This is a genomic window from Kitasatospora sp. MBT63 (genome assembly GCF_000710465.2).
Taxonomy (GTDB): domain Bacteria; phylum Actinomycetota; class Actinomycetes; order Streptomycetales; family Streptomycetaceae; genus Kitasatospora.
In genome coordinates this window covers 1-4,466 of sequence record NZ_JAIZ01000253.1, presented here as the reverse complement: position 1 = coordinate 4,466, position 4,466 = coordinate 1, and the positions used below count along the sequence as shown (strand labels likewise).

Genomic DNA, 4,466 nt, shown 5'->3' with positions numbered 1-4,466 from the left:
AACCACGCACCCGTACTCCCCGACCGGCACCCACTCGGGCGAGCCGCTGCCGTCCACCGGCAGCGGGCCGCTGCTGCCGGTCGGGGTGGCGGCGGGCAGCCTGCTGGCGGCCGGCGGCACCGCGTTCCACCTGTCCCGGCGGCGGCGCCGCGGCCGGCACGGCTGATCCGGTCTGCGCCCCCTGCTGCCCGGCCGCCGGCCGGGCAGCAGGGCGGCGGTCAGTGACGCTGCGGCCGGGCGGCGCCGTCCTGCTCGGCGAGGAACCGCTCGACGCTCTCCCGCTCCGCGGCGAAGGCGGCGAGCGGTTCGCCGACCACCCGGCCGGCCAGCTCCACGGCGAGCTCGCCGAGCCCGGCCCGCAGCTCGATCTCGGCCAGCTCCCGGTCGAGGGCGATCGAGGCGCGCGCGGAGGTGACCAGTTCGGCGCGCTCGCGCTGCCCCTCGGCCCGGATCGCGGCGATCAGCGCGGCACCCTCGTCGGTGGCCTCCTGGCGGATCCGGGCGGCCTCGTGCTGGGCGGCGCCGATCTCCGCGCGCAGCGCGGCCAGCGTCGCGTCGGCCTCGGCCCGCAGCGCCTCGGCGCGTTCCTGCCGGCCCTCGGTGGCGTCCCGCCGCCCGGCGAGTATTCGTTCGGCCCGGGGGAGGATCACCTTGGCGAGCATGGCGAAGATCAGGAAGAACACCACGAGTCCGAAGGCGAGTTCGGCGTAGTTCGGCTCCAAAGGTCCCATGGTGCCGACGATATGCATGATTCTGCTTGTGTGTCGCGTGAATTGACGGGGAGACAGCTCACATCCGGATCAGGTTTGACTGCTGCGTGGTGCGTGCAGGCTGTGCAACGATCGCCACAGACCAGATCGGGCCACCACAACCTCCCCGGGGGCGCGCCGTGCCGGACTGCATCGAGTTCCTGACCGACGAGGGCGCCGTGGTCCGCGTCGAGACCGCCGCCGCCGACGGCCACCCGGATTCGTACGGCGCCCCCTACGGCATGGAGCCGGTCGGCCGGGGCGTGGACGGGCAGGTCCGGCACGCCCGGGCCGGGTTCGAGCAGGCGCTGGACGGGGTCAGGGCCGCCGCCGCGGCCGCGCTCGCGGTGTTCCGGGACGGCACGCTCCGGCCCGACGGGGTGGAGATCGAGTTCGGCGTGAAACTGACCGCCGAGGCCGGCGCCCTGATAGCCCGCACCGGCGGCGAGGCCCACCTGACCGTCAGACTCTCCTGGGGAGGCGACCGTCCGGGCAGCCCGGACCGGCCCTGAGTCCGCCGATGCAGGAGGTCCGCTGGCTGGTCCGGATCGACACGGAGGCGGCCGCCCCCAGCGTCGGGGCGGGCATGCTGATCTCCGAGCGGGAGGTGCTCACCTGCGCCCACGTGGTGCACGGCGCCCGGCGGGCCACCGTCCGCCTGGTCAACCGCCCCGACCACCCCGCGCTGTCCGCCACCGTGGTGCTGCGCGGCCCCTGGCCCGGACGTCCGGCCGGCGGCGGTGACGTGGCCGTGCTGCTGCTGGACCGCCCGGTGCCGCCGGAGGTGGCCGGACCCGCGGTCTTCGCCCCGCCGCACCGCTGGGCCTGGCAGGGCGCCGCCCTCGCCGCGTACGGCTTCCCGGTCGGCCACGACAGCGGGCTCAGCAGCGAGGTCCGCCTCACCAGGGGCGGCTTCCGGATCGGCGGCGAGCAGCTCCAACTGGAGCACGAGGGCACCGGGATGCCGCTCTCGCCCGGGTTCAGCGGCGGACCGGTGGTGATCGCCGACACCGGCGAGGTGGTCGGGATGGTGACCGCCGCCCAGGACACCCTCGGCATCCCGCGCAGCCCCGGCGACCGCGGCCGTCCGGCGGTCCGGCTCGGCCGGATGCTGCCCGGCGAGGTGATCGCCGGCTATGTGCCGCAGCTCGCCGACCGCCTGCCGCAGCTGCCACTGCCACCGCTGGCCGTACGGGAGTTGAGGCTGCTGCTGGTCGGTGCCGCACCTCCGGCCGATCCGCTGGAGCTGTACCGCTCGGCCGTCGGCCCGCTCGGCTGCCAGGAACCGCCGACCCGGCCCGCCACCCTCTGGGAGGCCTGTTGGTACCTGCTGACCGAGACCCTGGCGCCGCCCGGCCGGGCCCACCCGGCGGTCGCCTTCGTGAGCCGCACCGCCGAGGCCGCCGAAGCTGCGGGGGCCATCCGGCTCGGCACCGACCTGCGGGGCTGGCTGGCCGACTGGGCGCTCGCCGACGACGACCCCGCCCAACCGCCGCCCGCCGCCCCGGGATCCCCCGCCGCAGGAGCCCCCGCCGCGGGGTCCCTTGCCGCGGGGTCCCTTGCCGCGCCGCCCGCGGCCCCGGCGGCGCCGGGCGGCGAGCGCTGGCGCCCGATCCTGGTCGAGATCAGCCCGAGCGGGGCCGGCCGGGCGTTGTTCCACGTGACCGTCTCCGCCGTCCGGGCCGGCCGGACGGTCGACCCGCACAGCCGGGCCGCGCTGCGGCTCGGCCCCGGCATCCGCCGGTTCGTCCGGGAACGCATCGACCACGAGCTCGGCCTGCTGGAGACCGACGGCGCCGAACTGGTGGTCTTCGCCCTGCCCCGCCGGCTGCTCACCGAGCCCGTCCACACCTGGGCCAGGGACACCGACTACGGCCCGCTCGGCGCCGACCACGCGGTCGTCGTGGTCGACGAGCAGCGTCGCGCCGACCCCGCCGACCGGCTCCAACTGGAGCGCAAGTGGGCCGCGTTACGGGACCACCGGACCACCCGGCTGCACGCCCTGGCCTGCGCCGACCCGCCGGACCACAAGAAGCTGTACCACCAGCTGCGCCCGCCCGAGCGCCCCGAGCTGCCCGCCTTCCCCGGCCCGCCGCGCGGCGCCCCCTACGACCGGCTGCTGGCCGCGGCACTCAAGGCCGGCGCCCCCGCGGTGCTCTGGGCCCGGTGCCCGTGCCCCACCGAGCACGCACCGGCCCGCAGCTGCCGCGGAGAGCAGTTCCTGGCCAGACTGGCGGCCGAACTGGTCGATCTCGGGCCTGCCGATCTCCCGCGCCGGGTCAAGGAGTTGCGGCACCGGGTGGAGGAGAGTGACGATCCTCGGGGGCACTGGGCGGCCGACCTGGTGCTGCTCTGGGAGGACCCGCAGATCGTGCCGAGCCCGGCCCGTCCGTTCCGTACCGTCCCGACCGCACCACCGCTGCGCGGCACCGACCCGTGACCGGCCGCGAGAAGTCCCGAGCCCCGACCGCACCCCGTTCAGCGCCCACCGGCGACGCGAGACCGACCAGGAGCACAGGCCCATGCCGTTGAAGCGGATCTACCGAGGCGCCGCCGAACCCCACGACGGCATCGCCGAGTTGCCCGCCCCGCCGCCCTGGCGGGCCTTCGACGGCGGCCCCGTGCTCGACCGGCCCGCCGGACCCGACGGGGCCGGACCGACCCCGGTCGGCCACCGGGCCCAGACCTTCCGCCCCACCCGGGAGACCGTCGAACTGGTCAACGCCGCCCTGCACCTGCGCCGCCCGCTGCTGGTCACCGGCCCGCCCGGCGGCGGCAAGTCCAGCCTGCCGTACGCGGTCGCCCGGGAGCTGGGGCTCGGCCCGGTGCTGCGCTGGAACGTCACCAGCCGCTCCAGCCTGCGCGACGGCCTCTACCAGTACGACCCGCTGTCCCGGCTCTACGCCGCCAACCAGGCCGGCCCGGACGCCCGCTCCTCCGACCTGGACGAACACCTGCGGCTCGGCCCGCTGGGCACCGCCCTGCTGCCGTACGGCCGCCCCCGGGTGCTGCTCATCGACGAGATCGACAAGGGCGACCTGGACCTGCCCAACGACCTGCTGCACGTCCTGGAGGAGGGCCAGTACGAGATCGACGAACTGGTCCGCGCCGCCCCGCAGCAGCCCGAGGCCCGGGTGCTGACGGCCGACGGCGGCACCCGGGCGCCGATCCGCGGCGGCCGGGTCCGCTGCCGGGCCTTCCCGTTCACCGTGCTGACCAGCAACGCCGAACGGGAGTTCCCGGCCGCGTTCCTGCGCCGCTGCGTGGTGCTGGAACTGCGCCGGCCGCAGGGCCCCGAACTGGAGGCCATCGTCAAGTCCCACCTGCCCGAGGCGGACGCCGAGTTGGTGGACGAGCTGGTGCAGGTCTTCCTGTCCCGCCGGGAGGAGGGCGAACTGGCCACCGACCAGCTGCTGAACGCCATCTACCTGACCAGCCGGCCCGAACTGGCCGACGCCGCCGACCGGGCGGCGCTCGCCGCCCAGGTGATGCCCTACCTCAGCCGCGGCCGGGACGACGATGTCTTCTGAGACCGGCGGCCTCGACCGGCTGGCCGCCCTGCTCACCGGCCTCGGGCTGGGCGAACCCGGCCCGGTCGAACTGGCCGAGCTGCTCTGGCTGGCCGCCCGCGGCGCCGAGGCCGGCGCCGACGCCGAGCCGGAACCGGCCGCCCCGCCCGGCGAGGACGGGCGGGACCCGGACGGGCCCGGCGGCGCC

5 protein-coding genes are annotated in these 4,466 nt (G+C 76.5%); 4 read left to right on the top strand and 1 reads right to left on the bottom strand.

Annotated elements, in window-relative coordinates; all coding sequences use genetic code 11:
* Positions 1 to 218 precede the first annotated feature (218 nt).
* Positions 219 to 731, bottom strand: a complete 513-nt coding sequence (locus tag AA75_RS16030; RefSeq protein ID WP_082526559.1) for a hypothetical protein — start codon at positions 729 to 731, stop codon at positions 219 to 221.
* A gap of 158 nt (positions 732 to 889) precedes the next feature.
* Between AA75_RS16030 and AA75_RS16025 the strand changes: the two genes are divergently transcribed.
* The 4 genes from AA75_RS16025 to AA75_RS16010 form a co-directional block, all read left to right on the top strand.
* Positions 890 to 1,261: a CU044_2847 family protein gene (locus tag AA75_RS16025; protein ID WP_033820709.1), complete on the top strand. Its 372-nt coding sequence runs from the start codon at positions 890 to 892 to the stop codon at positions 1,259 to 1,261.
* A gap of 8 nt (positions 1,262 to 1,269) precedes the next feature.
* Positions 1,270 to 3,189 (top strand): trypsin-like peptidase domain-containing protein, encoded by a 1,920-nt coding sequence (locus AA75_RS16020; RefSeq protein ID WP_051812527.1) that lies wholly within the window; start codon positions 1,270 to 1,272, stop codon positions 3,187 to 3,189.
* 82 nt (positions 3,190 to 3,271) lie between these two features.
* On the top strand, positions 3,272 to 4,279 hold the full coding sequence (locus AA75_RS16015; RefSeq protein WP_033820708.1) for a MoxR family ATPase: 1,008 nt from the start codon (positions 3,272 to 3,274) through the stop codon (positions 4,277 to 4,279).
* On the top strand, positions 4,269 to 4,466 hold a 198-nt coding region (locus AA75_RS16010), incomplete at its 3' end, for a hypothetical protein (protein WP_033820707.1). The genes AA75_RS16015 and AA75_RS16010, both read left to right, overlap by 11 nt.